This window comes from Streptomyces sp. NEAU-W12, assembly GCF_026242095.1.
Lineage (GTDB): Bacteria > Actinomycetota > Actinomycetes > Streptomycetales > Streptomycetaceae > Streptomyces.
In genome coordinates, this window is record NZ_JAPJDM010000033.1 from 40,574 (window position 1) to 65,577 (window position 25,004).

General features: G+C 70.2%; 32 protein-coding genes. 28 read left to right on the forward strand and 4 right to left on the reverse strand.

Annotated features, from left to right (window positions below; translation table 11 throughout):
• Positions 1–117: 117 nt before the first annotated feature.
• The 6 genes from ORI94_RS31380 to ORI94_RS31405 all read left to right on the forward strand — a co-directional run bounded on the left by ORI94_RS31380 (position 118) and on the right by ORI94_RS31405 (position 6,621).
• A complete protein-coding gene (locus tag ORI94_RS31380) occupies positions 118–2,742 on the forward strand; it encodes a hypothetical protein (RefSeq protein ID WP_266081877.1) in 2,625 nt (874 codons plus the stop codon).
• 14 nt (positions 2,743–2,756) lie between these two features.
• Entirely contained in the window at positions 2,757–3,191 is a 435-nt protein-coding gene (locus ORI94_RS31385) for a conjugal transfer protein TraB (protein WP_266081879.1), read from the forward strand.
• An 86-nt stretch (positions 3,192–3,277) separates the two neighbouring features.
• On the forward strand, positions 3,278–5,572 hold the full coding sequence (locus tag ORI94_RS31390) for a hypothetical protein (protein ID WP_266081880.1): 2,295 nt from the start codon (positions 3,278–3,280) through the stop codon (positions 5,570–5,572).
• A 40-nt stretch (positions 5,573–5,612) separates the two neighbouring features.
• Positions 5,613–5,801 (forward strand): hypothetical protein, encoded by a 189-nt coding sequence (locus tag ORI94_RS31395; protein ID WP_266081882.1) that lies wholly within the window; start codon positions 5,613–5,615, stop codon positions 5,799–5,801.
• A complete protein-coding gene (locus tag ORI94_RS31400; protein ID WP_266081884.1) occupies positions 5,783–6,037 on the forward strand; it encodes a hypothetical protein in 255 nt (84 codons plus the stop codon). The genes ORI94_RS31395 and ORI94_RS31400 overlap by 19 nt, the downstream gene beginning before the upstream one ends.
• 86 nt (positions 6,038–6,123) lie before the next feature.
• Positions 6,124–6,621 (forward strand): hypothetical protein, encoded by a 498-nt coding sequence (locus ORI94_RS31405; RefSeq protein ID WP_266081886.1) that lies wholly within the window; start codon positions 6,124–6,126, stop codon positions 6,619–6,621.
• An 84-nt stretch (positions 6,622–6,705) separates the two neighbouring features.
• Here ORI94_RS31405 and ORI94_RS31410 read toward each other — a convergent pair whose 3' ends face one another.
• A complete protein-coding gene (locus ORI94_RS31410; RefSeq protein ID WP_164441989.1) occupies positions 6,706–6,924 on the reverse strand; it encodes a hypothetical protein in 219 nt (72 codons plus the stop codon).
• A 92-nt stretch (positions 6,925–7,016) separates the two neighbouring features.
• Here ORI94_RS31410 and ORI94_RS31415 point away from each other — a divergent pair, with 92 nt between their 5' ends.
• From ORI94_RS31415 to ORI94_RS31475, 13 genes are all read left to right on the forward strand, one after another.
• The gene (locus tag ORI94_RS31415; RefSeq protein WP_266081889.1) at positions 7,017–7,796 is read left to right on the forward strand and encodes a hypothetical protein; all 780 of its coding nucleotides are present in this window, start codon (positions 7,017–7,019) and stop codon (positions 7,794–7,796) included.
• A 256-nt stretch (positions 7,797–8,052) separates the two neighbouring features.
• On the forward strand, positions 8,053–8,478 hold the full coding sequence (locus ORI94_RS31420; protein ID WP_266081891.1) for an RRQRL motif-containing zinc-binding protein: 426 nt from the start codon (positions 8,053–8,055) through the stop codon (positions 8,476–8,478).
• Positions 8,479–8,497: 19 nt separating this feature from the next.
• Positions 8,498–8,746 (forward strand): hypothetical protein, encoded by a 249-nt coding sequence (locus ORI94_RS31425; RefSeq protein ID WP_266081893.1) that lies wholly within the window; start codon positions 8,498–8,500, stop codon positions 8,744–8,746.
• Complete coding sequence (locus ORI94_RS31430; RefSeq protein ID WP_266081895.1) at positions 8,743–9,027, forward strand: hypothetical protein; 285 nt, start codon at positions 8,743–8,745, stop codon at positions 9,025–9,027. The genes ORI94_RS31425 and ORI94_RS31430 overlap by 4 nt, the downstream gene beginning before the upstream one ends.
• A 113-nt stretch (positions 9,028–9,140) precedes the next feature.
• The gene (locus ORI94_RS31435; protein ID WP_266081897.1) at positions 9,141–9,647 is read left to right on the forward strand and encodes a hypothetical protein; all 507 of its coding nucleotides are present in this window, start codon (positions 9,141–9,143) and stop codon (positions 9,645–9,647) included.
• On the forward strand, positions 9,644–9,991 hold the full coding sequence (locus ORI94_RS31440; RefSeq protein ID WP_266081899.1) for a hypothetical protein: 348 nt from the start codon (positions 9,644–9,646) through the stop codon (positions 9,989–9,991). The genes ORI94_RS31435 and ORI94_RS31440 overlap by 4 nt, the downstream gene beginning before the upstream one ends.
• 1 nt (position 9,992) lies before the next feature.
• Positions 9,993–10,160 (forward strand): pRL2-8, encoded by a 168-nt coding sequence (locus ORI94_RS31445; RefSeq protein ID WP_164441983.1) that lies wholly within the window; start codon positions 9,993–9,995, stop codon positions 10,158–10,160.
• A gap of 87 nt (positions 10,161–10,247) precedes the next feature.
• Positions 10,248–11,210: an ATP-binding protein gene (locus tag ORI94_RS31450; RefSeq protein WP_266081902.1), complete on the forward strand. Its 963-nt coding sequence runs from the start codon at positions 10,248–10,250 to the stop codon at positions 11,208–11,210.
• A gap of 97 nt (positions 11,211–11,307) precedes the next feature.
• Positions 11,308–11,607 (forward strand): hypothetical protein, encoded by a 300-nt coding sequence (locus ORI94_RS31455; protein ID WP_266081904.1) that lies wholly within the window; start codon positions 11,308–11,310, stop codon positions 11,605–11,607.
• An 89-nt stretch (positions 11,608–11,696) separates the two neighbouring features.
• The gene (locus ORI94_RS31460) at positions 11,697–12,359 is read left to right on the forward strand and encodes a GGDEF domain-containing protein (RefSeq protein WP_266081906.1); all 663 of its coding nucleotides are present in this window, start codon (positions 11,697–11,699) and stop codon (positions 12,357–12,359) included.
• A 258-nt stretch (positions 12,360–12,617) separates the two neighbouring features.
• Positions 12,618–13,730: a tyrosine-type recombinase/integrase gene (locus ORI94_RS31465; protein ID WP_266081908.1), complete on the forward strand. Its 1,113-nt coding sequence runs from the start codon at positions 12,618–12,620 to the stop codon at positions 13,728–13,730.
• Positions 13,727–16,213, forward strand: a complete 2,487-nt coding sequence (locus ORI94_RS31470; protein ID WP_266081910.1) for a tyrosine-type recombinase/integrase — start codon at positions 13,727–13,729, stop codon at positions 16,211–16,213. Before ORI94_RS31465 ends, ORI94_RS31470 begins: the two co-directional genes overlap by 4 nt.
• The gene (locus tag ORI94_RS31475; protein ID WP_266081912.1) at positions 16,210–16,752 is read left to right on the forward strand and encodes a DUF6262 family protein; all 543 of its coding nucleotides are present in this window, start codon (positions 16,210–16,212) and stop codon (positions 16,750–16,752) included. Before ORI94_RS31470 ends, ORI94_RS31475 begins: the two co-directional genes overlap by 4 nt.
• 82 nt (positions 16,753–16,834) lie before the next feature.
• On the opposite strand, the gene ORI94_RS31480 is transcribed toward ORI94_RS31475, so the two are convergent.
• Complete coding sequence (locus ORI94_RS31480) at positions 16,835–17,371, reverse strand: GNAT family N-acetyltransferase (protein WP_266081914.1); 537 nt, start codon at positions 17,369–17,371, stop codon at positions 16,835–16,837.
• Positions 17,372–17,599: 228 nt separating this feature from the next.
• On the opposite strand from ORI94_RS31480, the gene ORI94_RS31485 reads away from it, so the two are divergent.
• The 7 genes from ORI94_RS31485 to ORI94_RS31515 all read left to right on the forward strand — a co-directional run bounded on the left by ORI94_RS31485 (position 17,600) and on the right by ORI94_RS31515 (position 20,395).
• Positions 17,600–18,004, forward strand: coding sequence for a hypothetical protein (locus ORI94_RS31485; RefSeq protein ID WP_266081962.1), 405 nt, complete (start codon positions 17,600–17,602; stop codon positions 18,002–18,004).
• Positions 18,001–18,294, forward strand: coding sequence for a hypothetical protein (locus ORI94_RS31490; RefSeq protein ID WP_266081916.1), 294 nt, complete (start codon positions 18,001–18,003; stop codon positions 18,292–18,294). The genes ORI94_RS31485 and ORI94_RS31490 overlap by 4 nt, the downstream gene beginning before the upstream one ends.
• 20 nt (positions 18,295–18,314) lie before the next feature.
• On the forward strand, positions 18,315–18,518 hold the full coding sequence (locus ORI94_RS31495) for a hypothetical protein (RefSeq protein WP_266081918.1): 204 nt from the start codon (positions 18,315–18,317) through the stop codon (positions 18,516–18,518).
• Entirely contained in the window at positions 18,518–19,003 is a 486-nt protein-coding gene (locus tag ORI94_RS31500; protein WP_266081920.1) for a hypothetical protein, read from the forward strand. The genes ORI94_RS31495 and ORI94_RS31500 overlap by 1 nt, the downstream gene beginning before the upstream one ends.
• The gene (locus ORI94_RS31505) at positions 19,003–19,185 is read left to right on the forward strand and encodes a hypothetical protein (RefSeq protein WP_266081922.1); all 183 of its coding nucleotides are present in this window, start codon (positions 19,003–19,005) and stop codon (positions 19,183–19,185) included. The genes ORI94_RS31500 and ORI94_RS31505 overlap by 1 nt, the downstream gene beginning before the upstream one ends.
• An 89-nt stretch (positions 19,186–19,274) precedes the next feature.
• Positions 19,275–19,712: an RNase adapter RapZ gene (locus ORI94_RS31510; RefSeq protein WP_266081924.1), complete on the forward strand. Its 438-nt coding sequence runs from the start codon at positions 19,275–19,277 to the stop codon at positions 19,710–19,712.
• Positions 19,709–20,395 carry a hypothetical protein gene (locus ORI94_RS31515; protein ID WP_266081926.1) on the forward strand — a complete coding sequence of 229 codons (687 nt, stop codon included), beginning with the start codon at positions 19,709–19,711 and terminating at the stop codon, positions 20,393–20,395. The genes ORI94_RS31510 and ORI94_RS31515 overlap by 4 nt, the downstream gene beginning before the upstream one ends.
• A 259-nt stretch (positions 20,396–20,654) precedes the next feature.
• On the opposite strand, the gene ORI94_RS31520 is transcribed toward ORI94_RS31515, so the two are convergent.
• Both ORI94_RS31520 and ORI94_RS31525 read right to left on the reverse strand, forming a co-directional pair.
• Positions 20,655–21,629: a ParB/RepB/Spo0J family partition protein gene (locus tag ORI94_RS31520; RefSeq protein WP_266081928.1), complete on the reverse strand. Its 975-nt coding sequence runs from the start codon at positions 21,627–21,629 to the stop codon at positions 20,655–20,657.
• Positions 21,626–22,774 carry a ParA family protein gene (locus ORI94_RS31525; RefSeq protein WP_191889160.1) on the reverse strand — a complete coding sequence of 383 codons (1,149 nt, stop codon included), beginning with the start codon at positions 22,772–22,774 and terminating at the stop codon, positions 21,626–21,628. The genes ORI94_RS31520 and ORI94_RS31525 overlap by 4 nt, the downstream gene beginning before the upstream one ends.
• Positions 22,775–23,114: 340 nt before the next feature.
• Here ORI94_RS31525 and ORI94_RS31530 point away from each other — a divergent pair, with 340 nt between their 5' ends.
• Both ORI94_RS31530 and ORI94_RS31535 read left to right on the forward strand, forming a co-directional pair.
• On the forward strand, positions 23,115–23,687 hold the full coding sequence (locus tag ORI94_RS31530) for a hypothetical protein (RefSeq protein ID WP_266081932.1): 573 nt from the start codon (positions 23,115–23,117) through the stop codon (positions 23,685–23,687).
• 50 nt (positions 23,688–23,737) lie between these two features.
• Positions 23,738–24,939 (forward strand): IS3 family transposase gene (locus tag ORI94_RS31535; protein WP_266081934.1). Its coding sequence is split into 2 segments (ribosomal slippage): positions 23,738–24,029 and positions 24,029–24,939, totalling 1,203 coding nucleotides; the frame shifts between segments, so codons are not numbered across the junction.
• The last annotated feature ends 65 nt before the right edge of the window (positions 24,940–25,004 follow it).

Genomic DNA, 25,004 nt, shown 5'->3' on the forward strand with positions numbered 1-25,004 from the left:
TCTTCTTCATCACCGCCTCCTCCTCGCCGCCTGGAGCACCCCAGGGCGCGCGCGTGTCGTGCGCGCGCGAGGGTGCCCCAGGCGGTGACCGTCTGTCAACTCCGAGAGGGAGACGTCATGGCCGACGACGACGGCCCGAACAACCTGATCCACTTCCCCCGCGTGGGCTACACCGCCCCTGCCGAACCCTCCGCGGAACCCCCTGCTTCGGCCCCGGTCGACGTGCCGTTCGCTGCCCCCGCAGACACCTCTCCGGCCACCCCCGAAGCGTTTGCACCCGCGACGCGAACCGACCCGATGGACGTCATCGCGGCCCTGCCCGAGCCCGGTCTCGGCACCCCGTTCTCCGGCGACTCGGAGCCCGCAGCCGCGCCCGCCGCGACCTCCGCGACGGGCGGCGCGATGGTTCCGGCGACCTTCCGTTCGGAGGGTGCGCAGCCCGCCGCGCCGCGTCTGGGTTCGCTGTCCCTGGCGGCGATCCTCGCGGTGTCCCTGGCGGCCATGCGTGGCATTCACTCCGCCGTCGCGGCGGGCCGGGCGAACCGGGAGCAGCGCGAAGCGGTCGCGAAGACCGCGAGCACCGCCAAGGACGGCTCCTCCGGGGGCGGTTCGAAGAAGCAGGTGCAGCCCAGCCACGAGTACGGCCGCAAGGCCCTCCAGCGCGGTCCTGGCGGCCTGGGAGGCCGCTCCGGCGGCGCAGGTCCGGGCAGGTCCGGGCGGGGCGGCAGCGGCTCGTACAGCGGCTCGGGAGGCCGGGGGCGCGGCGGGTCGACTACCCGCTCGCCCAGCGGCTCCGGCGGCTCTGGCGGCGGCTCCCGGGGCGGGCGCGGCGGCGGTGGCTCCGGGCCCGGCCGCTCCAACTCCGGCTCCGGCGGCAAGGGCGGCTCGGGCGTCACCCCGCTGCGCCGCACCTCGCAGGGCGGCGGCGTGAACCTCAAGAAGAACCGCGGCCCCGGATCGTCCGGCGGCTCGGGCGGTTCGGGAGGCTCCGGCGGCGGCAAGGGCCCGAGCAACAGCGGCGGCGGTGGCGGCCGGAAGAACCGCAGCCCCGGCAGCGGCGGCGGGTCCGGCTCCTCCGGGGGCGGCACGAGCACGAACCGCAAGCGCGGCCCCGGCAGCGGGGCCGGAGCCGGCGGTTCGTCCGGCGGTGGCAGGAAGCGCGGACCGGGCTCCGGGACGGGCACCGGCAAGACGACCGGACCCGGCACCAAGAGCCCCGGCAAGGGCACGGGGTCGGGCGGGAAGAGCTCGCCCGGCACCACCAGCTCGAAGGGCCCCGGCGCCGGCAAGGGCACGGGGACCGGCCCCAAGAGCGGGACGAAGAAGTCGCCGCGCGGTACGACCGGCCCGTCCGGGATCCTGCGCAAGAAGCCCGGCACCACCACCTCTGGCACCGGCCCGAAGACGAAGCCGAAGGGGAAGGACAGCAGCGGCGCGGGCACCACGGCGCCCGGCAGCAAGCGCGGCGGCGGGAAGAAGGGCAAGACCCGCTCCGGTAAGGGCGGCACCGGTCCGGCCTCGGTGCCCAAGGCGCCGGGCGGCAAGTCCCGCAAGGGCAAGAAGGTCACGCTCACGCCGGGCATCGCGCACGGCACGTTCGCGGCGACCGACAAGTACGGTTGCCGCTGCCGCAAGTGCCGGCGCTTCCAGAAGGAGTACAGCCGCAAGGTCCTGGGGGTGATGAAGCCCGCCGCCCGGGGCCGGACCACCTTCGGCGAGGCGGTGCACGAGACCGCTGAGAAGCGGCTCAAGCGCCGCCGCAAGAAGATGCGGCCGCCCATCGTCACGAAGGTCAAGGTCAAGAAGCCGAAGAAGAAGACCGGCCCGAAGACCAAGACCACCAAGTCCGGCAGCACGAAGCCCGCCGGTCCGGCCGCGAAGGCGCCGCTCGGCCCGGCCGCGAAGGCGCCAACCCGCCGCACGCCCTGGTCCACGGCCAAGGCACGGGCCCGCAAGCGCGCCCGGATGCGCACCACCACCGTCCCGGTCGGAGGCCCGACCCCGACCCCGACCCCGGCCCCGACGCCTGGCCCGGCCGCGCCAACTCCGGCCGCCACGGTCACCGGGCCCGCCACCGCACCGCCTCCTGCGGGCGGGGGCACGGTGCCGGGCACCGGAACACGTCGCCTGTCGCCGTTCGAGGCGATGGGCATGGCGACCGCGGGCTCCGCCCCAACCGGCCCGATCACAGTCGAGCGGGCCGACTCCCCCGGGGCGGGCGTGCCCGACGGCACCTCGAGCACGAAGGAGAACAGCGTGAGTGACGCGTCCAAGACGGGCGGTCTCGTGGCGGCGAACCCGGAGCGCGACTCCTGGATCAAGCGGTGGGGCAGCGGTGCCATCGCGGACATGGACGCGCAGCACGAGACCGAGGTCACCCTCGACGACACGCTCGACGTCCTGGAGGAGCTCACCAAGCAGTCCTTCAGCGCACACGAGACGTGCCTGAAGCTGGCCACGAAGGCACGCGAGATCCGGCACGAGCTGGACGAACTTGCCGCCGACCTGCGCTCCACGCACAACGTCATCGGCCGTCTGACGGGCGCCGCGATGGCGAAGCTGGCGGAGTCCATGGAACTGCTGGCCCGCAAGGCCGACGAGATGTCCACGAAGTCGCTGACGGCGGCGGAGGTCTCCGAGTCGACGGAGAACGCGATGTTCGACGCCTACCGGCCGTTGCAGCAGGCCACCGAGGACGCGGGCCTGCTCGTGCCTGCCGCCCGCATCCACAACGAGAACTGAGAGGAGATCAGCACGTGAGTGACAACCTCCCGGCCATCCCGGGCATGAACAGCGGCGGCAGCGCCAGCAGCGGCAACGGCTTCCTCGCCCTGGCCGGCCAGACCGCCAAACTCGCGGCCTCCGCCCTCTTCCTCAAGGAGGGCATGCACCTGCTCCGCTCGCACATGAAGGCCAACGCCAACGCGGCCCTGCGCCTGTCGGAGATGAACAACCAGGCAGAGGTCGAGCCCCAGTTCATCTCCATGATCGAGGACGTCGCCACCCACCTCACCGCGGTCGCGGAGGCGTCCGGCGAGATGGTCGACGCCGCCGACTCCGTCGACACCGACGCCCGCGGCTTCAACAACGCGCACGACCGGGAGTACCGCCCCGGCTACGAAGCCTCCAACGGCTCCGGAGTCCGGCAGGCCAAGCCCGGCTACTACCGGCGCACCGGCCGCCGCAGCTGAACAACCCCTCACCCCGCAGCAGCAGGGGCCGCACCCGGCAATCGGGTGTGGCCCCTGCTGCTGCCTGTCCCTGAACGGAGGCAGTGTTGAGCACCATCGACCAGGCGGCGCCGGCCGCCGACACCACCAAGCGCGTCCCGGGCCACGTCATCTACCGGCGCGTCCTGGCCGAACGCACCTCCTACGCCCTCGCGGCGGCCGGGATGGCCGTCGGCCCGCAGCTCGACGACAGCGCCTGGTCCTACCTCGCCTCCGGCGGGATCGGACTGGGCACCCTCGCCTGGCTCTACACGAAGACCAAGGACCCCGACCAGGGCCTGAGCGTCCTGACCCGGGCGCAGCGGGCGATCCCGTTCCTGACGGCCGCCGGCACCTACGTGGCGAACCTGATCACCCCCGGCTTCAACTGGTGGGAGGTCGTCGCCCCGGCCGCGTGGGCGTCCCTGATGGGCTGGATGGCGCCGCTCACCCGCAGCGCTGGCCTGGTCCTGGAGCTCACCGAGCACCAGGCGCAGCACGGCGCCGACCCCGGGGAGCCGCTGACCTACACCGAGTTCCTCGCCGCGAAGTGGCAGCAGGCCACCGGCGACGGAACCCGGCTGGTGTCCATCACCCCGTACCGCGCCGACCGGCCCGACTTCGAGGCCGTCGTCGTCGCCCAGGCCGGGAAGGCGGTGCCCACCTTCACCGAGGTGCAGCTCGCCGCCGCGTTCGACTTCCCGGTCGGCACGGTGAAGATCCGCCCGATCCAGGGCTCCGGGCCCGGCCGGATGCGGCTGGTCGCCCGCCCCACCACCGAGGACGTGGAGGCCGTCGCCGAAGGCATCCGCGGCCTGTGGGAGACAGCGGTCGCCGCCCCGGGCAAGGCCGCCCCCGGCGTCGACCTCATCGACTACCGGTCCGAGCCGCACCGCATCGTGCTGCTGGTCGCCTCCCCGCCGGGCAAGGAAATCCACCTGCCGCACACGGCGATCTGCTCCGCCTTCGGCATCGACGACCCCTCCCGCCTAGTCATCGAAACGGATGGAATTCGTATGGGCGTCATCTCCATCTACAAGACGAACCCGCTGATGAAGGTCCGAAAGGCCACCGTCGAAGACCTGACGATGGACTCCAAGGGCCGCGTCACCATCGGTGTCTGCCACGACGGCAAGCCCGCCCGGATGCGGCTGTGGGATCCCGGACAGGGCGCCCTGCGCGGCATCACCGCCGGCGTCACGGGAGCTGGCAAGTCCGTCCTGCAGAACCTGATCCTCGCCGCGGAGAAGCGCTCCGGCGTCGTCTCCTGGGTCGGCGACGTCCAGGGCGGCATGAGCCTCCCGGAGGCGGAGGGCCGGGTCGACTGGTTCGCCAAAGGCCCGGTGGAGACGCTCCTGATGCTCACGGCCGCGCACGCGGTCATGAAGCACCGCGAGCGGATCTCCAACGAGATGGGCCGCGGCGACTTCGCCCTGAACCGGCCGTGGCCGCTCATCAACATCACGCTGGACGAGATCAACCGGCTGCTGTCCCACCCGGACGAAGCGATGCGCAAGGCCACCGCCTACCTCATCGCCGACATCCAGAAGACCGGCCGCAAGGTCGGCATCGGCATCCGGCTCGCCGTGCAGTCCCTGCACCTCAAGGACCTCGGTGACGACGACGCGATCCGCCAGCAGGGCAAGGTCGGCGCGCTGTTCCTCATGCGCACCGCCTCCTCCTCCACCAAGGAGATGGGCCTGGACGGCATCGCCCCGGCCGGTTTCCAGATGGAGAACATCCCCGCCCGGATCTACGAGAACGGGCAGATCGAGGCGCTGTTCTCCGGCAAGGACGACGAGGACGGCGAGTCCACCGCGGGCATGGCGTACATGTTCCTCGACGGCCGCGCCAAGTTCATGCGCACCTTCTTCGCGGAGAAGAAGGACGGGGTCTACCCCGACCTGATCGCCCTGTACGGCGACGAGCCGCCCACCGGGCTGACCGAGGGCGAGGCCAAGGCCGCGCAGGCCGGGGCCGCGATCTACGGCGTGCGGCACACCAACCCGTACGCCGACTGCGACACCCTCGCCCAGGCGTTCTCCGACGCCCCGGGCAGCACCCCGGCGGCCGGCACCCCGGCCCCCGACGCCGACGGCGCAGACGGTGACGAAGCACCCGCCGCGTTCGAGGCGCCGTTCGGCATCCCGTTCGGCGACGGCGGCCCCGAGATCGGGGAGGAGCCCGGCCTCCAGGACCAGATCCTCGACCTGCTCGCCGACGGGCCCAAGAGCCTCAAGCAGCTGCGCGAGGCCCTGCCCAGCTTCCAGCCCTCCAGCGTCAGCAACGCCTGCACCCAGCTCAAGGCGAAGGGCCTGGCCAAGTCGCTCAAGCGCGGCCACTGGCAGCTCGCCGACAGCTGACCCGCACCCACCACCCACTCACCGAAGGAAACCGGTCCCCGTGGCCCTGTCGATCTCCCTGGTCCTCCTGCTCGGCATCATCGTCGTCATCCTGGTGCGCACCGGCTACCAGCGGATCATGCCAGGCATCGCCGTCTGCCTGTTCGGCCTCTTCCTCGCCAGCACCGGCATCGCCCCCACGATCACCAGCGCCGTGTCCTCCCTCACCGGATGGATCGGCAGCTTCTGACCACCCCGGTCCCGTCCCTGCCGAACGAGAAGGAGAACACCCCGATGAACCGTCCCCTGGTCCTGGTCGTCGACGACGCCACCGACATCCTCGCGGCCAGCCCCGAGGCCCGAGCCCTGGTCGCCGACCTCCTGCGCACCGGCCGCCAGAGCGGCCTGGTGGTCCGCTCCGAGACCCGCAGGCCGTTGCAGTACCCGACGCCAGCCGCGCTCGAGGACGCCGCCGACCAGCAGTAGCCCCGCCCGCTTCTCTCGCCCCCTGCGCCCTCCCCGCCACCCCGGCGGGGAGGGCGCCCCGCGTCTGCCCCGAAACGGAGATCACCGTGGACTTCGAGCCCATCACCCGCCCGCTCACCGACGACGAAGCCAAGGCCGAAGCCGAGCGGATCATCGCCCGGTCCTTCCAGCCCGAGATGCCGCCCGTGCGGCACATCCCGACGTCGTTCCGCGACGACACCCCGCTGCCCGCCTACGGCGACACCCCGCCCGTCCATCAGGACGACAAGCGGATCGTCCCCGCGTGGGCGGCCGGGATCGCGGTGGCCTCCATCGGAGTCGGCGCCGGCATCACCGGTGTCGGCTGCGGTGCCTGGCTGGTCCTCCAGGGCCTGGCCTCCGTCACGCTCTACGGCGTCCTCATGGTCACCCTGCCGTTCGCCGGCATCGCGATGGTCGCCACCGCGATCGGCGGCGCGTTCAGCAAGGCCCGCAGGTCGGTGTCCAAGACGGTCTACGAGGGCCCGGTCACCCAGAACACGCAGATCAACAACACCAGCAACCAGCGCGGGATGTTCTCCCGCACCCGCAACGACGTCCGCTGAACTCCGGGCGCCCTGCCTCGTATCCGACACCTCGCCCACAGGGGCCGGGGCTTCGGGTGCGGGACAGGCCGTCCGGCCTCGCGGTCAGTCGTAGTCGATCCAGATCCGGCCGTGCTCATCGACCTCGGCACCCCGGATCTGCCCGTCGACGATCGCGCCATTGATCGTCACCTCGACGTCGTAGTCCACGTCGATCCACAGCACACCGTCGTCGTCGGTGAACGCGGGCCAGATCTGCCCGTCCGTGTCCACGACCTCTTCGAAGACGACTTCCTCCGGCTCATCGCGGGTGAACCACCCCATCGCAGCCGCCCCCCTCTCTTCAATCCCGTCGCTCACAGCTTGGCCCACTCGCACGCTCCGTGAACCCCGCATCGACAACAAGGAGTTGCCCCGTGCCGTCCAACGACAACACCCCCCGCGCCGACCGCCAGGAGCTCGCCTACCTCCCCGTGCCCTTCCCGAAGGCCCCGCCCAAGGAGCCGCGGTTCGCCGCACTGCGCACCTGGTGGCAGGAGGCATGGGAGGAAGACGGCGTCCTGCACGCGATGTGGGAGGACGTCCTCAGCGCCCCCAAGGACGGCTTCCGGTACATGGCCCCCTGGCTCCGGGCCGTCCTGATGGTGGCCGGAGTGTCCTTCGTCGTGCTGATGGCCAAGGCCGCCGGCGAAGTCGTCCTTGAGGGGCTGCACCAGCTGCTCACCGCCGTGCCCAAGGTGCAGGTCGGCGTCGACACCTCCAGCGGCGTGTTCGCCGTCGTCGACCAGCCGGTGCGCACCTACATCGCGCAGCACTCCGCCGGTCTCCCGGTCGCGGCCTCCACCGTCTACACGCTGTGGCTGCTCACCGGCATCACCGGCCTGGTCCTCGGCTACCTCTCCCGGAACAACGGGGTGCGTGCGATGTGGGCGGGGTGGGGCGCGGCTTCCGTGTTCATGGTCTGGACGGCGACTCCGGCCACCAGCCGTCCCATCGCGGTCGGCCTCGCGGTCCTCGCCTGGACGGTCCTGTCCGCGTTCGCGATGCGCGGCCTGACCCTGCGCCGCCGCGTCGGCCGTCCGGCCCGCCCGGCGAGGGTCTCCGTCAAGCCCGAGATCCACGTCCACGTGCCAGCCCCGGCTCCGGCCCCGGTCGTCGAACAGCACCCGCACAGCGGCTGCCCGTTCCGGGACTGACCTTCCGGTCGCTCCGCCTGGTCCTCGCCCACCCCGCTCGCGGGTGGGCGAGGGCTGGACAGGCCGACCGGCCACCTCGCACCGCGCCCGCCGACGAACAGCCGGCGGGCGCGGTGCTTGCTGTCCACCGACACCAGGAGGAACCGCTCGTGCTCATTTCCCGCCCGCGCCGCCGGATCGGCCGGCCCCGCCCGCAGCGTCCCGGCCCCCGCTACCCGCTGCCGCAACGCCGGTTGCCCGGTACCTGGAGCAGGTGATGGCCGACCAGGACCAGGACCTGGTCGACGTCGACCCGTACGACGCCGTCGACGGCTCCTTACCGGTCTTCCGGTGGAAGCAGGCCGGGCGCGACAACCTCGCCACCCGCCGCCAGCTGCGGGAGATGGGACTGCGCCCCGGCGGCCAGGAGCCCGTCGCCCGGATCGAGTGCCGCGGCGGCAAGCGCTTCGCGTGGCTGTACCGGATCGACCTGGCGAAGCCGAAGCGCCCGATGACCCTCGCGAAGGAAGCCGCGCTCGACAAGGCCATGGCCGCACGCCAGACGTGCGGCACCTGCCGCCGGCGCTACTTCCACTGCCTCCCGCTGAAGACCTTGGGGTCCTGCCTGGAGTGCTTCGACGGCACGCCCGCCGACCCCGCCTCCTACATCGCTCCCCCGGCCAAGCACCTGCTTGCCGCCTGATCCGAGAGGACCACCGCCCATGAGTACCACTGTCCGCGCCGCCGCCTTCACCGAGCCCGACCGCCCCAAGAACCTGCTGATCCGGTTCATCACGGTCGGCGGCAGCTACGTGGACGTCACCGGCCCCGGCGAGCACTCGGACAAGAACCGCTGGAACTGTCACGGCTGCGGAGACTCCTCCGACCGGCCCGAGGAAGACTTCCTGTTCTGCATCCGGCCGGACGCCAACGGCCACGCCGCCAACTGCCGCGCCATCCCGCTGCGGTGACCGGCTGCCGTCTGCGCGCCGCCCTGCTGATCGCCGCCGCCGTCCCGTTCGCCGCCGTGTCCGTGCTCAAGGCCGGCCACTGGCGGCTGTACGCCGACCGGCACCGCATCGAGCTGACGCCCCGGCCCCGCCGCTCCTGCCCCGACTGCCGGGGCGCAGGCGGCTGGTGGGTCGGCGGCGCGAACCCGGAGATGGAGGCGTGCGGCTGCTGGTCGGACCGGCGCGAGCTGCGCGTCCGGCTCCTGCCCGTTCCGGCCTGGCCGGACGGGCCCCCGTTCTGAACGACCCGACCCCGGCCACGCCGGCCGGGGTCGGGACCGCCGGGTGGCCGCGCATCGGCAAAGGGCCGGCCACCCCGCTCCCTCCCCCTCTTCGAGATCAGGAGACCTCCAGCATGCATCGTCCCGCCGTCTTCGCCGCCCTGCTTGGACTGACCCGCGCCGCCAGCGCGGTCGGCGACTTCTGGGTCCAGAACGACTTCTGCGCCCGCGTGAAGGGCGCCTCCGACGACGCCCCGGTGACCTACGAGGACCCGGCCACCAAGGAGAAGACCACCCACGGCACCGCCGACGGCCGCAAGGCGTGCCTGCACCACTGCGTCACCTACACCGCCACCCAGGCGGTCGTCGCCGGGCTCGGGGCCCGCGCGCTGGGCATCCGGGTCCACCCCGGCGCGGCCGCGGCCGCGCTCGCCCTGTCCTTCGGCACGCACTACATCGCGGACCGCCGCGTGCCCGGCCACGGCGTCCTGGAGAAGCTCGCCGACAAGACCGGCAAGACCGACTTCTACAAGCTGGCCTCGCACGGAATGAACGGCGCCTTCCACCTCGACAACTCCTGGCACCACGGCTGGGAGACCGTCGCCGCGCTCATCGCCACGGCCAAGGCCACCACCCGATGACCAGTCGGCCCCGGACGCGACTGGAACGCGTCCGCGCCTCGGTCGGGATCGCCTCGCTGGCCCTCCAGCAGATCGAGGACGACCTTCGCGCCGACGACGTCGACCAGGAGGAGCTCGCCGCGATCCTGCGCGAGCTCATCGAGGACACCGACCCGCCCGGCGGCTTCCTCGCGGCCGTGGCGCAGCTGCTCACCGCCGGGGCGCGCCGTGCGGAGCAGATCGAGCCCGACCGCGACGGAGACGCCTCCTGCCCGCTGCACGAGGCCGCCGCCCTGATCACCGACGACGCCGGGCAGCGGCTCATCTGGTCTGCCCGCGCCCTTCACCCGCACGGAGACAGCTGAGATGGCGAGCGCGAAAGCGACGAACCCGCCCCGGGGGCAGTGCACGCAGTGCTGGTTCCACGCGTACGCCAGCCGCGAGGCCCACGCCGGGCTCGGTCCGCGCGAGGACTGCCCGCAGTGCGTGGACCACATGAAGAACGGCCACCCCGCCCACATGATCGTCCGCTGACGGCGCGCGAAGCCGTCCCGTTCACCCACCACGCCGGGCAGCGACTCCACCGAGCTGCCCGGCACCCTCACCCTCCAAGGAGTCCGTATGACCGCGCCGTACTACCCGCAGATGCCCGAGAACAGCCTGGTGGTCCTCATCGGCCCCGCCGGAGCCGGGAAGACCACCATCGCGAACACCTGGCCCGCCTCGCAGGTCCTGTCCCTGGACGCGCTACGCGAGACGGTCAGCGACGACGCGGGCGACCAGGACGCCACCGGCGACGCGGTTGCCGCCCTGCACCTGCTCCTGGAGGCGAGGATGCGCCGCCGACTGTTCACGGTCGTCGACGCCACCAACGTCACCGAGGTGGCCAGGCGGCCGCTGGTCGCCGCAGCCAAGCGGCACAACATGCTCCCCATCGCGCTCCTGGTCGCCACCCCCGGCACAGTGTGCGTGGACCGGCAGAGCGCGCGGCCGGCCAACCGCCGCGTGCCGGAGGAAGTGGTCATCCGGCAGCGCAAGGACATGGTCGACTCACAGCGCCGCGGCCTCAAGGCGGAGGGCTTCACCGAGGTCGTCTACTCCGAGAGCCTCTACCGGCTGCTGCCGTTCCTGGAGCGCATGAGCGGGGCCCGGCAGGCCGACCTCGGCCTGGACGGCAGCGACGGCCTCGGTGACCTGAACCTCGTGGCTCGGATGTTCGGCGAGGAGATCGTGCCGCTGTGGCAGTGGAAGCCCGGCTCGAACGTTGCCGGCGGCGACCGCGTCGCGGAGATCCGCCTCGGTCAGATGTACCTCACCCTCGCCCTGCGCACCGACGTGGACGGCGAGGGCGACGTCGGGTTCGACGTCATGGTGCCGTGCCCGCACGACGACGAATGCGACGGCTACGCCTGGGTGCCCGACTACAGCGTCACCTGCCTGTTCCGCGCGCTCAACGGCGACCTGGACGACGACGAGGACATCGTCTGCACCGTCCACGGCCCCAACAACGGCGACGACCAGGACGACGACCCCGACGGGCGCGCCGACCTCGAGGAGCAGGCCCTCGAAGCGATCCGAAGCTGACGGACCCTCCGTGCTGCCCCGGTCCCGGCCCACCGCCGGGGCCGGGGCGGTCGCGGTGGTCCCTCAACCGCCGCGATCACGAGAGGAGATGGACGTCATGACCCTGCCCTACTTCGAGGTCGACGTCCCTATACGGAGCACCGAGACCGGCCTGGAAGGCGTGCATGTCTTCACCGGTCAGGCCGACAGCCGTAGCGCCGCCGTGAAGGCTGCACACGAGGTCTACGACGCGGCGCGCGCCGCGGCGGAGGCCGGACTTGAGATTCCCCACGGGCGCCCGGACGGCTGGGGTGCCTGCGGATACCGGCCCGGCTGGGAGCTCGACTGGCCCGCCGCGAAGGCCGGCCCCTGGAGGAGCCCGTACAGCTGGCTCAACTCCAGCCCTTTCGAGCTGTAGCTCTGCCCCGGGACAGGCGTCCAGGCGTGGAAACCGTCGCCTGCCCCGGGCCCACCCAACCCGTACGAGACGAGAGGGAGATCCTCAGTATGGACTCCGTCCTGCACCACCGGGGCCGAATCGGCTCGCGCACCCTCCTTCTGACGACCGCCGCCGTGCCGCTGACCGGCTGGGCGGTGCACGCCGTCGCGCTGCACAAGCGGCTCGCCGCCACGCGGAAGGACCCGCTGACCGGACTCTTGCGCCGCGACGCCTACACCGCCCGCGCCCGCCGGATCCTCGCCCGGCACGGCGACAGCGTGACCGTGGTCATGGTCGACGCCGACCACTTCAAGCAGATCAACGACACGGCCGGGCACCCGGCCGGGGACGCCGTGCTCGCCGCGTTCGGCGCCCGGATCACCGCCTGGGCGGGCCCGCACGCCGCCGTCGGCCGTCTCGGTGGTGACGAATTCGCCGTCGTACTGGAGTTGCCCGCCGGCCGTCGCGAGCAGCGCCTCGCGCAGCTGGTCCGGATGCTGCACACGCCGGTCACCCTGGACGACGGCCGCACCCTCAAAGTCGCCGCCTCGGTCGGCGCCGCAGCCCTCGACGTCCTCGGCACCCGCGACCTGATCGGCCTGCAGAGGGCAGCCGACACCGCGCTGTACGACGGCAAGCACTCCGGCCGCGCGGCCCTCGCCACCGCCGCGCACACCACGGTCCCGTCGATCAACGGACGCCGGGCGGGCAGGCCGGGCACGGCCGTGTGAGGGCGGGCCGCATGAGCACCGCGACCCTGCCCGAGGGCGACTGGATCCGGGGCATCAGCATCCGGCAGCCGTACGCGGCCTGTTCTCTGGGGATCGTCCCACTGTCGTGTGATGTCGCATTGAGGCCCGCGTGGAGCGTCGTGCACTGGTTCTCACGGGGTGTAGCTCTGTGGCTCTTCGTTGCATCAAGCGAGGAGCGAGGAGCAGTTGATGCGCGCATTCCCGGTGAGGATGCCGTCTGGAACCCGGTACTGGACGGTGCTGGACGACAAGTTGGAGGTGATGACGACCGCCGATCGCTTCCTGCGGCACGTTCGGTTCGGTCAGGACCGGGCCGAGTCCACAACGAAGGCCTATGCCGGCTCGGTGGCTCTGTACCTGCGGTGGTGTCTTCGCACCGGCCGCGACTGGCGGGTGGCGGCCGCCGACATGGGCTTGTTCATGGTCTGGCTGAAGTACGTTCCAGCCGGAGCCGAGGACCAACAGATGGTCCGTGGACCAGGCACGCAGCCGGTGCGCGGCGAGCGACGCATCAACAAGGTGCTCACCGCGGTACGGGGCTTCCTGGCCTTCGCGGTTGCCCGGGATGAAGCGCCATCCTGGATCCTTGGGCAGATCTACGATTTGGCGGACTCGCGCGACCTGCCGCTCGAAGCCCAGGCAGAGGATGCCCGGCTGGCCTACCGACTGCGGGCTCAGCACCGGCTGCATGAGCCTGAGACGGTGGTCGACCGGGCCGCGGACGTCGAGATCGTGGCCATGTTCCGGGCCTGCCGGTCGGCCCGGGACCGCCTGATCGTTCTGCTCATGGCCCGGGCTGGCCTGCGCCGCGGCGAGCTGACCGGTCTGCGACGCAGCGACGTGCATCTGCTGGTCGACAACGCCAGCCTGGGCTGCCTGGTCGAAGGGGCCCACGTGCATGTCCACCGCCGGGCCAACAGCAACAGCGCGTGGGCGAAGTCCCGACGGAGCAGAGTAGTTCCGCTGGACTTCGTCTCCGTCCAGGCCCTCGACCAGTACGTCGCTGAACGCCACCAGATCCAGGCCGCCGGGGAAAGTGACTTTCTGCTGGTCAACCTGTTCCGGGCGCCAATCGGGGCCCCGATGCGACCGGACGCCGTCAACGAGCTGGTCGACGCGCTGGTCAGGCGCGCGGGCATTCCGCGCCGGATCACCCCGCACATGTCGCGTCACGCCTTCGCCAGCAACGTCAGGGATGCGGGAGGCAGCCAGGACGAACTGCAGGACCTGCTGGGGCACGCCTACGCATCGTCCAGCGAGCCCTACCTGCACCCAGATCCAGGTCGGCTGCGCGAGGCTGTCGAGCGCGTTCCGACGCCCCGGGTCTTGGTCGAGGAGGCCGGGCGATGACGGCGATGCAGCTCGAATCCTTGTCGGGGCCCGAAGAGGTTGCGGACGAGGCCACCACGGCCCTGCTGGCCGCGATCACCCCGGAGTTCGCTGCGGCGGTCCAGTGGGACCCGACGGACCTTGTGGTGGTCTTCCCCCAGCAGCACCTGACGCTCGGCTGGAAGAAGTGCGTGGTCCCTGGCTGCGTCAAGGCCCGCTCGCTCGCAAGTGGCGTCTGTGCTAGCTGCCACGGCCGATGGCGGCGGCTGGGGAATCCGCCAATGGAGGAGTACATCAAGGCTCCCAAGGTTTTCGTCCGAATGGTGGGCGTCCGTCTTTGCACGGTGACTGGCTGCGAGCGCCCCTGGAAGAGCGAACGGACGGAGCTGTGTCTCGCCCACGAGGTGCAGAAGCGCAAGCTACGGGTGTCCCTAGAAGAATTCCTGGCCATGCCGGAGGCGACGGGCCACGCCTCGCTGGGACCCTGCCGGGCTGCCTCGTGTCTGCGAGAGCGCGCCGGCCGCGGCGCCTACTGCCTGGGGCACTACAACCGCTGGCGCAAAGCCGTGGGGGCCCAGCCGGATCTGGACGAAGAACAGTGGCGCCGCACCGTCCCCGCGATCGCCGAGGACAACAAGATCAGCTTGCGAGGACTCCCGCTACGAGTGGCTGCCGAGTTCGTCTACGGGCTGCAGCAGCGCAGTCAGCACGGAGTGAAGACCAGGTTCAACATGGTCCGCCCGCTGATCGACCAGATCCGGCTGCAGCAGCCCAGGACGCTGAGCGAAGTGCCGCCCGAGTCTTTGAAGTCGTCCATGCGCCACCTACGCAACGAGTTCGTACGGCACTGCGAGTTGCTTCAGTCCACGCCGGAGACCGAGCGGCACAAGGACCTTTGGACTCTCGCCGTCTTCGGATACGCCGGCAACCTTCATTTCACCGATATCCGCCAGCCCTGGCTGCGGGAAGCGACCAAGGCGTGGGCGTTCGATGCACTTCCACAGCGCCGGGGCAGGGGTGTTGCCGGCAGCATGCAGGCGTCGATCGAGGGCATCGTCCAACTCTCCGAAAGCCTGCACCTGCAGTGCGACGACCACGGCGAGAATTTGCGGAGCCTGACCCGGACCGACATCACCGCCTTCTGCAACCGTCTCGCCTACCTCCAGGACCAAGGCGAGCTGTCTTCTGGCCTGCGGTCGCGCCACTGCCACTCGGTGCTACGGCTGCTAGCCCGGATGCGCACCATGGGCCTGACCCGACCCGGTCGCCCGCTACACGGCCTGCCCGAGGACTTCGCGCTCGGCCGCGAGGACCTGCCGGACGAGCCCGAAGACCAAGAAGCCGGCCGAGATCTGCCCATCGAGGCCATCCGCCACCTGTGCTCCCATCTGGGCAAGATCGACGGTGGCAGCGGCGTTGAAGTCCGCGCGGCCATCGAGCTCCTGATCGACACCGGCCGCCGTCCCGATGAGATCTGCCAGCTTCCATGGGACTGCCTCATGCGTGACCAGGACGGCAAACCGGTCCTGATCTACGACAACCGCAAAGCCCATCGCCTCGGGCGCCGACTGCCGATCTCCGAGGCCATGGCGTCCGTGATCGTCAGACAACAGGAGGCGGCCCGCGGCCGTTTCCCCGACACACCCGTCGCCGACCTGGCGCTGCTGCCCTCTACCGTCGCCAACCCTGACGGCCGCAAGTCGATCAGCGCGGACTGGGTGAGCGGCCGGCACCGGACCTGGGTCGACAGCCTGCCAGAGATTCTCGTGCCCACGGCCGTCGAGACGGACGGCAGGACGGAGACCCGGATGCTGCCGTTCGACAAGCGGCGCATCTACCTCTACGCCTACCGGCATACCTTCGCACAACGGTATGCCGACGCCGGCGTCCGCGTCGAGGTCCTCAAAGAGCTGATGGACCACAAGCAGCTGTCCACGACCCAGTGCTACTACCGCGTCGGGGAAAAGCGCAGGCGAGAGGCTGTAGACCGCGTCACCACGATGCAGTTCGACCGGCACGGAAGCCGGATCTGGCGGCAGGCGACCGCCCTGCTCGACTCCGAGCACGCCCGCCGGGCGGTCGGTGAAGTCGCGGTCCCCTACGGCATCTGCACCGAGCCCACCAACGTCGCTGCCGGCGGCGGGGACTGCCCAGTCAGGTTCCGCTGTGTCGGATGCGCCCACTTCCGCACCGACGTTTCCTTCCTGCCCGACCTGGAGGCATACCTCAGCGACCTCCTGCGCAACCGGGAACGACTGCTGGCCACCGTTGACGCCGATCAGTGGGCGAAGGACGAGGCCATGCCCTCAGACGAGGAGATCCGCCGTGTCCGGCGGCTGATCAACCGCATCAAAGCTGACGTCGATGAACTCGACGACGACGAACGAGCCCGGATCGAGCAAGCAGTCACCACCATCCGACGAGCGCGAAACAGCGTCGTCAACCTGGGTATCCCCCGCCTTCGCCAACCCCTCCCCGACATCCGCCCGGACCGGAGCGCATGACCACCACACCCATGACCCAGGGACGACGCGCCGACTCCGCCCGCAGGCGTCAGCGCGTCCAAAAGGCGCTGAACGAGGCCGCGAAGAACGGCACGGAGATCAGCGTCTCGGCGATCGCCCGCAGCGCAGGCGTCGACCGAACGTTTCTCTACCGCCACCGAGACCTGCTTGCTCAGGTCCACGCCGCCGCATCCGAACCGCCCGGCACCCCGGACACCGCACCTCAGGTCAGCCGGGCCTCTCTGCAGGCTGACCTCGCGAACGCTCAAGGCCGTGTCGTTCGCCAGGCCGCCCGGATCCACCAGCTGGAGAACAAGCTCAGCGGACTGCTCGGCGAACAAGCCTGGAGGCAGTCCGGCCTGGGCGCACCGGACAACATCGAGCAGCTCAAGCGCCGGATTACCGCACTTGAGCAACAAGCCGTCGACCTCACGCGCCAGCTCGAGGAATGCCAGCAAGAACTCGACGCGGCACGAGCCGCCAACCGTGAGCTGATCACCCGCCTGAACACCACACCTCGTCCGCGGGAGGACCCCTAAGAACCCATCCTTAAGCCTCGATTGATCTCCTCGCGCTCGCCCGGCTTCATCGCGATGAGTGCGGACGCCGGCGAGCACGACCTCACTCAGATAGCGCGGCCGGGGACCACATGCCGAACCACTGCTCGGCGCCGTAGGCCTCGAACCGCTCTACTTCGGTGAAGCCCAGCTTCGCCGCGAGACGCATCGAGCGGACGTTGGCGGTCTGGGTGGCGAGCACCACTGGTTCGCCGGGAAGCGCGCCGGCGAACCAGTCGAGTGCCGCGGCGCATGCCTCGGCGGCGAATCCGCGTCCCCACGCCTGCGGCAGAAGGAGGTAGCCGAGCTCGGCCTTTCCGGCGGCCTGACGAAGGTGCCCCGTGTCTTTGGTGAGCGTGATCTGGCCGATCATCGCTCCGTCGAAATCGATCACGAAGCAGCCAGGCCGCCGTCCGGGTATCTCAGGCACCTCGCGTTCGAGCACATCGCGCGGTCGAGGACCACCGAGGTAGGTGTGCACGTCCGATGAGACGAACAACTCGATGAACGCCGCACGGTCCCGGGTCTCGGACTCACGGAGCACGAGCCTCTCGGTCCTGATCGGGGCAGGCGGCCAGGCGACGGATCCAAGATCAGTCATGCCGACCAGCCAATCAGCAGGCTTGGTAGCGATCAAGACTCGCCGACCGATCAACTCGCCTGCCCGGGCCCGTCCTTCCTCCCAAGGAGCTATAAGCCGCGCTGCTTTGCCCTGTGGATTTAAGGATGGGTTCCAAGGCGGAAACCGGTGAGTCCGCCTGCACCACACCTGTTGCAGACGCTACATTCCAGACCTACGCCACTGAGCTGCAAGAACTTCGTCGAGGGCCTGCATCACGCGCCTGGACCCCCAGAGAAGTGGCCCATCCTCGCCGGGGCCAAGACGGTGGAGAACCGGCCCACACCATGGCGGACCGGGTGGGTACTGCTGCACACGAGCAAGACCATCGACCAGCCCGCCCTGCGCACCCCGCTGATCGGCCGCACGATCCGAGGCCGCGAGCTGATCGCGGGCGCCGTGGTCGACGTAGCCCGGATCACCGACTGCCACCAGGACCCCGACGGAGCGCCGCCCTGCTCGGAGTGGGCGCACCCGGGCGCCTGGCACCTGGTCCTCGCCGACGTCCAGGAGCTGCCCCTGCCGGTTCCCGCACGCGGACAGGTCGTGCCCTGGAAGCCATCGCTGGACCTGCTGGACCGCGTGTTCCAGCAGTTGCCCGACTTCCGGCCGTGACCCGCAGGGGACGCACGAAGAGGGAGAAGCCGCCGTTCGAGCCGGGCCTGATCCCGGCTCCCGGCGAGCTTCTCGTCTGGCGGGACGGCCAGCACTTCGACCGCTGGCAGAACCTCCCCTGCGAGCTGTGCGACCAGCCCACGCCCATGCGCTCCCACTCCAGGGAGCCCGTGCACAAGGCATGCGCGGAGGGATGGATCACCGCCAACCCCGTGGAGGCCCGCCTCGGGCGGTTCGCCTCCGACCTCGCGCCGAAGCCCAAGTCCAAGGGCCAAGGCGACCACGCCTGACCTCCACCTGGAGGACCTCCATGAGCAGCACCGACCGCGACGTCGACCACGCCCTCGCCTACCCCGAGCCGCCCGCCTCCCCGCTCTGGCACCGCCACGGCGCGAAGGCCCGCCCGCTCACGCCCGCCCAGCAGCGGTGCAACCGCGAACTGCTGGACATCGCCCAGGGCACCACCCGACCCCGCTCCCCTCGCCCCACCGAGACCCTGGCGGAGGCCAACTGATGGACACCAAGTACTGCGCCGTCGACGGCTGGGTCGACGCGATACCCGCCCCCGGCCCGCGCATCGGGACCGCCACCTTCGACCTGATCGTCCGGCCCGCCGACATCGACGCGCTCGCCGACGACGCCCCCGACACGATCGTCACCTGCACCAGCGGCGACCCCCGCATCACGCACGAGCTGCTGACCGGCATCCAGCCCGGCGACCTGCTGCGTGTCACCGGCACCCTGGTCCAGCCGCCGGCACCCGGCGAGCCCGCCCGGCTCACCGTCGACGCCCTGGAGGTCCTGGACACCGGACTCATCCCGGTACTGCGGGACATGGTGCTCGACAGGTACGGCGACTACTGCTGCATCTTCGACGCCGACCACGACAAGATCCCCGTCTTCACCGCGCTCGGGCAGTGGGTCGGCGAGGCGGACAACCCCGACGCCATCGCCACTCTCATCGACATCCACGAGCGCGTGAACGGCGGTGACGCCTGATGGCCACGACCAGCCCACAGGCCCGCACCGTCCTGGAACGGTTCCCCGCCGGAGGACCTCGCGGCTCCTGGCCGGCCGAAGAGTACGCCGCCAGCCAGCGAGCCCAGGGCACCAACGCTCAGGTCGTGATGGACCTGCGCACCGACCAGTTCCTCGTGGTCACCGACACCACCACCCAGTAGCCCCGCCCCGGAGCGCCGCGCCCCGCCCTTCCCGGCCGGGCGCGGCGCTCCGCGCGTTCTCGCCATTCACCCCCGAGTAGGAGGCTCCCTTGCACCCGATCCGTCTGATCTCGTTCGGCTACCTGCACCTGCCCACTGGCCCGGACGGCTCCCCCGTCCCGCCTGCCGCCGACCGGATCGAGGACGTCCGCGACCGGCTCCGCGACCCGGCCGCCGCCCGCGACATCCTCGACCTCGACGGCCTCAACCCCCGCGTCCAGGACGTCGTCCTCGCCACCCCCGGCGCCCGCGACCTACTCGCCAACCTCGCCGACTACGCCGACCTGCCCGCCGGCCCCAGCCGCATCGCCATCGGTTGTGCGGGCGGCAGGCACAGGGCCAGCGGTCTTACCGAACTCCTTGCCCGAGAACTCCGCGCCCGCGGCCGTGAGGTCGTAGTCGAGCACCTGCACGTCCATCTGCCGCGCGTCCTCAAGGCACCCGTCGGCCCCCGCACCGCCAACACCGAGCAGGAGACCGCCCGATGATCCGTCGCTTCCGCCGCTGCGGCCACGGCCCCGGCGCCCTCACACCCGAGGACCAGGCTGTCGTCGACCAGTTCCGCGCGATGCTCACCGCCCTGCGGAACCCCGAGCCCTGGACGCCCGGGAGCGCCCGGGACATCGCCGTGCGCGTCGGCCCGTTCGTGGAACGTGCGCACACCCGACCCGGCGACGACCACGGCCCCGAGATGATCGCCGTCGCCCTGGTCCACCCCGATACCCCGCACGCCCGCGCCTACCTCCACGGCCGCCAGCTCGGCTACACCGAGCGCGGCTGGCTGCGCTGCGAGACGAGCGCGATCCTCGGCTTCTGGCAGCCCGGCTACGCGATGCTCACCCACGCCGCCGCCGGCCTGCTCCTGCCCGACGACGTCGGCATGGCCCCCGCGCACTACGCCCTCTACATCGAGGCCCGCAAACGCGACGGCAGCCGCGACGGCTGCACCTTGCTGCGCGTCGGCCCGTACACCCAGACCCGCCACGCCCAGCAGGACCACGACCGGATTACCGCCGCGCTGGACGGACGCGAGACCACCCTCGTGCCCGGACACCGCGTCTCCGCAAGGTTCGGTCCGTTCGACGTCAGCGACCACCAGCTGTTCGCCGACCCGTACGAGGCCGACGCCGTGGCGCTCCTGGACGCCGCCGTCGCGGGGGCGAGCGCGTGACCGCACCGGCCCTGTAGTGAGATGACACCTGGCGCATGGTCTGGGCATCCAGCACCGAGCCTGGCGCCGTTCCGGTCACCGCTATGCGGCACCCGGCCGCCGTGGTGACCGCCGCTGGCATCCCCAACCCCGACACGGGCGTACCTGCGACCTGGGCAGCCTGACAACCGAAGGCCCGGCACCTCCCCCAGATCGATCTGCGGAGGTGCCGGGCCTTCTCTGCGTTTCGGACCCTTAACCGGGTTAAGACCCCCAGGGGTCAGCTGTCGGCCATGAGGAGCAGCACGAGTTCCTCGCGGTGCTCAGCCGACATGTGGGCGCGAAGCCGGTCGTTGAACCACTTCGGATCGTTCCACGGGAGGTCCAGCCCGCGGCCGTCCGTCTGCTCCCCCTTAACCGGGTTAAGACCTACGGTGCCCGTCCCCTCGGCTTCGCTCGCACCAGCCGCCTGCGATGAGATCGAAGAAGCCACTGAGTCCACGGACGGGACACTCGCTTTTTTGGACCGCGGCTTCCGGGGCGTCTTAACCCGGTTAAGGGCTGCGTTGGCCTCGGCTTGCTGCTGATCGGCAGGGAGCCGACCAATACGGCGCCCATCCTTGACGGTGAGCTCGCCGGACTCGACCTTCTCCTGCAGGTCCTCGCTCAGCCCGAGCAGCGCCAGGCGCTGCGACACCCAAGCCCCCGACTTTCCGAGCCTCTTGGCTACCTTCTCCTGGCTGCCGTGCTTGCTGAGGAGCTCTTGGATGGCCTTCGCCTGGTCCAGCGGGGGGACGTCGACCCGGTGAACGTTGGCGATCAGCGCGCTCTCAAGCATGTCCTCCGCGCTGGCAGCGAGATCGTCATTGACGTCGATCCGCAGTTCTGCCAAACCCGCGACGGACGCGGCCGCCAGTCGCCTGTTGCCGTCGATGACGACGTACTCAGCCGCCCCAATCTCCTCTTCCCGGCCGGGGTGGGCTGTCAAGAAGGCCGCTCGCCGGACGACTGCCACGGGCTGAAGCTGACCCTTCTCCTTCAGAGAGGCCGCGGTCTCTTCGATCTCGGTCAGCTCATCGCGAGGGTTGAGCGGATTATGCGCCAGCACGGACAGCGGCACAGCCGCCGGCGGGCGCTTCCCCTCCCCGCTCATGATCTGCTGCCGAGTCCGGACCCGACGGGGCGCAGGCTTCGCGTCCAAACCGTCCTCATCGATGCTGAAGCCACGGGTGACCCGCTGCGTCGGAGGCGTCATACGGCCAGCTCCTTTGCCAGATCGCGCATCACCTGCGCGTGCTCACTATCCGGTGCGTACTCCAGCAGCGGGATCTCACCGTCTGCCGCCTCACGCCCCTCCTTGAGATCACCGATTACTGCAAGGACAGACGGGGAGCTGCTCTTCTCCCACTGGTCCTTGTTCTCCTTCACAAGCTTGCCGCGGCGGCTGTCGTAGGCGTTGATGATCAGGCCCAGGTAGTCGACCTGGATGCGACCCTTCCGGCAAAGATCGTCCATCTGCGACTTCAGGAGCCGGAATGCTCGGTGTGATGCCTTGTTTGCCCAGACGGGCGTGATGACGCCAGAGCGGTCGGCGAGTTCACCGTCGCGACGCCGGACGTAGTACAGGGCGGTGTCCATGTTCAGCCCGAGGCTGGGCGGTCCGTCGATGATGATGACGTCGTAGTCCGCCTCCAACGGCTCCAGTGCCCGCTCCAGCGCGGCCTCGCTGAAGCTCACCTTGGACAGAGCCACGTCGCGCAGGAACGCGTCGTCAGACGCTGGCAGAAGGTGAAGCCGCTCCCCGAACCGCTCGCCGTCCAAAGCCACCAGCAAGTCATGGATGTCGCCCTTGGCGCTGCCGTCCATGTGCATCATCAGGGTTTCGACGTCGTCCTCGTACATGAGGTCTTCGAAGCCCAGCTCCGCCGTCAGGTGCCCCTGGGGGTCGTAGTCGACCAGCAGAACCCGATGGCCAGCCTCTGCGAGGGCCTGCGCGATGCCGGAGGACAGGAATGTCTTCCCGACGCCACCCTTCTGGTTCGCCACTATCACCCGTACCACGGGCTGTGCCACCAACGGAGCTGTGGGGGAGGGGTGGTTGTCGAGCCACAGCGAGAGAGCCTGCGCCAACCCTTGGACGTAGGTGACGCCGCGCTCCGAACAGGTCGCCTTGAACTTGTCCGGCTCTCCGACCGGAAGGAACGTGCCCCAGGTCTTCGCCCCATCGGTTTTGACCTCGGGCAGGCCTTCTGCCGAGTACCAGGCGTTAATCGCGTGCTCGGTCGCGTCCTGGATGTCCATTCCGTGCTCAAAGGCGCGGATCTTTAGATGCCTACGTAGCTGGGGAGTGAGGGCCGTAATTAGCTTCTCTCGCTCTCCCCGAGGGTTGGGGATGCTCATGCGGCCGAACATTACTAGGCAGACCCGCGGTCGCTCAGCATCCTGCGGCATCTCATGCAGCTCGCGCCGAGTGAACCGACAGGTCTTCTGAGGGGGCGAAGCGCCCTCTGGCCGTCAGGCAGGGAGGAACTGCAGGCCCTGACGCAAGACCTCCGTAGCCGCCTGACGCCAGAGCAGGTGGAGAAACTGATCGAGCTGCTCAAGGGGGATTCGTTGCGGGTATGCCTGCCATCCCCTTGCTCGGTGTGCACAAACTGCGCCACCTTCAGGAGAACGCCTCCCACCGTGCTGGCCTCGGGAGTAGCATCCGCAGGTTCTGCACTCGGGGGAAGGTGGACGGATGCTGCGGCTGCAGGCCTGGCTGGAGTTATGGGCGGCGAGGGCCTTCGATTTCGTCGACGGTGTCGACAAGCCGGCGATCTACCAACGGTGCGTGCTGGCCGCAGTTGACGCGCCCGAGACGAAGCGGCTGCTCGGCAAACGTGCCGGCGTAGACCGCGACGCCGTCGTAGAGCGCATGATGACGACGCGGTACCACCGCTACACCACCCTCCGCTGCCCATCATCCCTGCTCGACAGAGCGATAGAGGACTTGGCCGAGGCCCGGGACAAACACGAGCGAGCGGCTCGAGCGACGCCTTGGAACTGGCGAGTGGTCTGCTCGCTGGTCGCTGTCGGCTCCTTGGCCCTGTTGATATTCAGTGGCCTACTCGCCCTGCTCATAGCGGTTGTGGTGGCGGCAGTCATCATGGTCACGCTGTTCATTTGGCGCGGGTCCCGACTGTGGTCCAACCTGAGGCAGTGCCTGATAGCCGCAGGGCTCAAGGGCGCGTGGCTCGTTCAGCGCATAGAGGTAGGAGCGTGCGCCGCACGCTGGGGTGAAGAGCTGCAAGAGACGGGCCTTGACCCCTGATCTTGGACACACGAGACACTGGATCCTGAGGATCTGAGAACGGACATCTCGTGGTCATGAAGAACTATCCGCCGCAGTTCAAGGCGGACGCGGTCGCGTTGTACCAGTCGCGGCCCGAAGCGACGATCCGGCAGGTCGCTGCCGATCTGGGGATCAATCCCGAGACCCTGCGTAACTGGGTCCGCGCCGCTGGTGCGAGTCGGCCCCGGGGACGCCGGGCCGAGGTGCCGACCGAGCCGCCCACGCCGTTGGAGGCGGAGAACGCCGCTCTGCGCAAGAAGGTCCGCGAGCTGGAGGAGGAACGCGAGATCCTGCGCAAGGCGGCGAAGTATTTCGCCGGGGAGACGCGCTGGTGAACCGCTTCCAGTTCGTCGCCGACCACCACCGCCGCTACGGCGTGAAGCGGCTGTGCACCATCCTCGGCATCGCCCGCTCCAGCTTCTACTACTGGCGCCGCACCGCTGCGGACCGGGCCGCCCGGCAGGCGGCCGACGCCCGCCTTGCCGCCCGGATCCGGGCCGTGCACCGCGAGTCGGACGGCACCTACGGCGCCCCGAGGATCACCGCCGAGCTCCGCGAGGCGGGCGAGCGCGTCAACCACAAGCGGATCGCGCGCGTGATGCGGGGTGCCGGTCTTGCGGGCGTGCGTTTGCGCCGCAGACACCGCACCACTGTTGCGGACCCGGCCGCGGCGAAGGCCCCGAACCTCATCGGCCGCGACTTCACCGCAAGCAAGCCGAACACGAAGTACGTCGGCGACATTACCTATCTCCCCCTGGACGGCGGGAAGTTCCTCTATCTGGCCGCCGTCATCGACCTCGCCTCACGGCGCCTGGCCGGCTGGGCGATCGCGGACCACATGCGCACCGACCTTGTCACCGACGCCCTGGCCGCCGCCGAGCGGACCCGCGGCGGCCTCACCGGGGCGGTCCTGCACACCGACCACGGAGCCCAGTACACCAGCCGGGCCTTCGCCGACGCCTGCCGCAAGGCCGGCGTCCGCCAGTCCATGAGCGCGATCGGCTCCAGCGCGGACAACGCGCTCGCCGAGTCCTTCAACGCGACGTTCAAACGCGAGACGCTTCAAGGTCGAAAGCACTGGCCCACCGAGGGCGAGGCCCGCCTCGACGCCTTCCGCTGGCTGAACCGTTACAACACCCGACGCCGTCACTCCCGCCTCGGACACCGCAGTCCGATCGCCTACGAGAACACCTTCCGAACGACATCAACTACGTTGGCGCAAGCCGCATAACCCGTGTCCAGAAACCGGGGTCAAGGCCCCGGATGCCCTCGCGACGGGTTCACTCATAGCCGGCA

What these genes read in the sequence shown, in the direction of transcription:
- ORI94_RS31520 (WP_266081928.1), bottom strand. Translation starts at nt 21,629, where the DNA reads ATGACGCCTCCGACGCAGCGGGTCACCCGTGGCTTCAGCATCGATGAG.
- ORI94_RS31410 (WP_164441989.1), bottom strand. Translation starts at nt 6,924, where the DNA reads ATGGGGTGGTTCACCCGCGATGAGCCGGAGGAAGTCGTCTTCGAAGAG.
- ORI94_RS31435 (WP_266081897.1), top strand. Translation starts at nt 9,141, where the DNA reads ATGCATCGTCCCGCCGTCTTCGCCGCCCTGCTTGGACTGACCCGCGCC.
- ORI94_RS31440 (WP_266081899.1), top strand. Translation starts at nt 9,644, where the DNA reads ATGACCAGTCGGCCCCGGACGCGACTGGAACGCGTCCGCGCCTCGGTC.
- ORI94_RS31455 (WP_266081904.1), top strand. Translation starts at nt 11,308, where the DNA reads ATGACCCTGCCCTACTTCGAGGTCGACGTCCCTATACGGAGCACCGAG.
- ORI94_RS31475 (WP_266081912.1), top strand. Translation starts at nt 16,210, where the DNA reads ATGACCACCACACCCATGACCCAGGGACGACGCGCCGACTCCGCCCGC.
- ORI94_RS31530 (WP_266081932.1), top strand. Translation starts at nt 23,115, where the DNA reads ATGCTGCGGCTGCAGGCCTGGCTGGAGTTATGGGCGGCGAGGGCCTTC.
- ORI94_RS31460 (WP_266081906.1), top strand. Translation starts at nt 11,697, where the DNA reads ATGGACTCCGTCCTGCACCACCGGGGCCGAATCGGCTCGCGCACCCTC.
- ORI94_RS31500 (WP_266081920.1), top strand. Translation starts at nt 18,518, where the DNA reads ATGGACACCAAGTACTGCGCCGTCGACGGCTGGGTCGACGCGATACCC.
- ORI94_RS31380 (WP_266081877.1), top strand. Translation starts at nt 118, where the DNA reads ATGGCCGACGACGACGGCCCGAACAACCTGATCCACTTCCCCCGCGTG.
- ORI94_RS31495 (WP_266081918.1), top strand. Translation starts at nt 18,315, where the DNA reads ATGAGCAGCACCGACCGCGACGTCGACCACGCCCTCGCCTACCCCGAG.
- ORI94_RS31400 (WP_266081884.1), top strand. Translation starts at nt 5,783, where the DNA reads ATGGATCGGCAGCTTCTGACCACCCCGGTCCCGTCCCTGCCGAACGAG.
- ORI94_RS31505 (WP_266081922.1), top strand. Translation starts at nt 19,003, where the DNA reads ATGGCCACGACCAGCCCACAGGCCCGCACCGTCCTGGAACGGTTCCCC.
- ORI94_RS31420 (WP_266081891.1), top strand. Translation starts at nt 8,053, where the DNA reads ATGGCCGACCAGGACCAGGACCTGGTCGACGTCGACCCGTACGACGCC.
- ORI94_RS31480 (WP_266081914.1), bottom strand. Translation starts at nt 17,371, where the DNA reads ATGACTGATCTTGGATCCGTCGCCTGGCCGCCTGCCCCGATCAGGACC.
- ORI94_RS31525 (WP_191889160.1), bottom strand. Translation starts at nt 22,774, where the DNA reads ATGAGCATCCCCAACCCTCGGGGAGAGCGAGAGAAGCTAATTACGGCC.
- ORI94_RS31450 (WP_266081902.1), top strand. Translation starts at nt 10,248, where the DNA reads ATGACCGCGCCGTACTACCCGCAGATGCCCGAGAACAGCCTGGTGGTC.
- ORI94_RS31470 (WP_266081910.1), top strand. Translation starts at nt 13,727, where the DNA reads ATGACGGCGATGCAGCTCGAATCCTTGTCGGGGCCCGAAGAGGTTGCG.
- ORI94_RS31445 (WP_164441983.1), top strand. Translation starts at nt 9,993, where the DNA reads ATGGCGAGCGCGAAAGCGACGAACCCGCCCCGGGGGCAGTGCACGCAG.
- ORI94_RS31515 (WP_266081926.1), top strand. Translation starts at nt 19,709, where the DNA reads ATGATCCGTCGCTTCCGCCGCTGCGGCCACGGCCCCGGCGCCCTCACA.
- ORI94_RS31425 (WP_266081893.1), top strand. Translation starts at nt 8,498, where the DNA reads ATGAGTACCACTGTCCGCGCCGCCGCCTTCACCGAGCCCGACCGCCCC.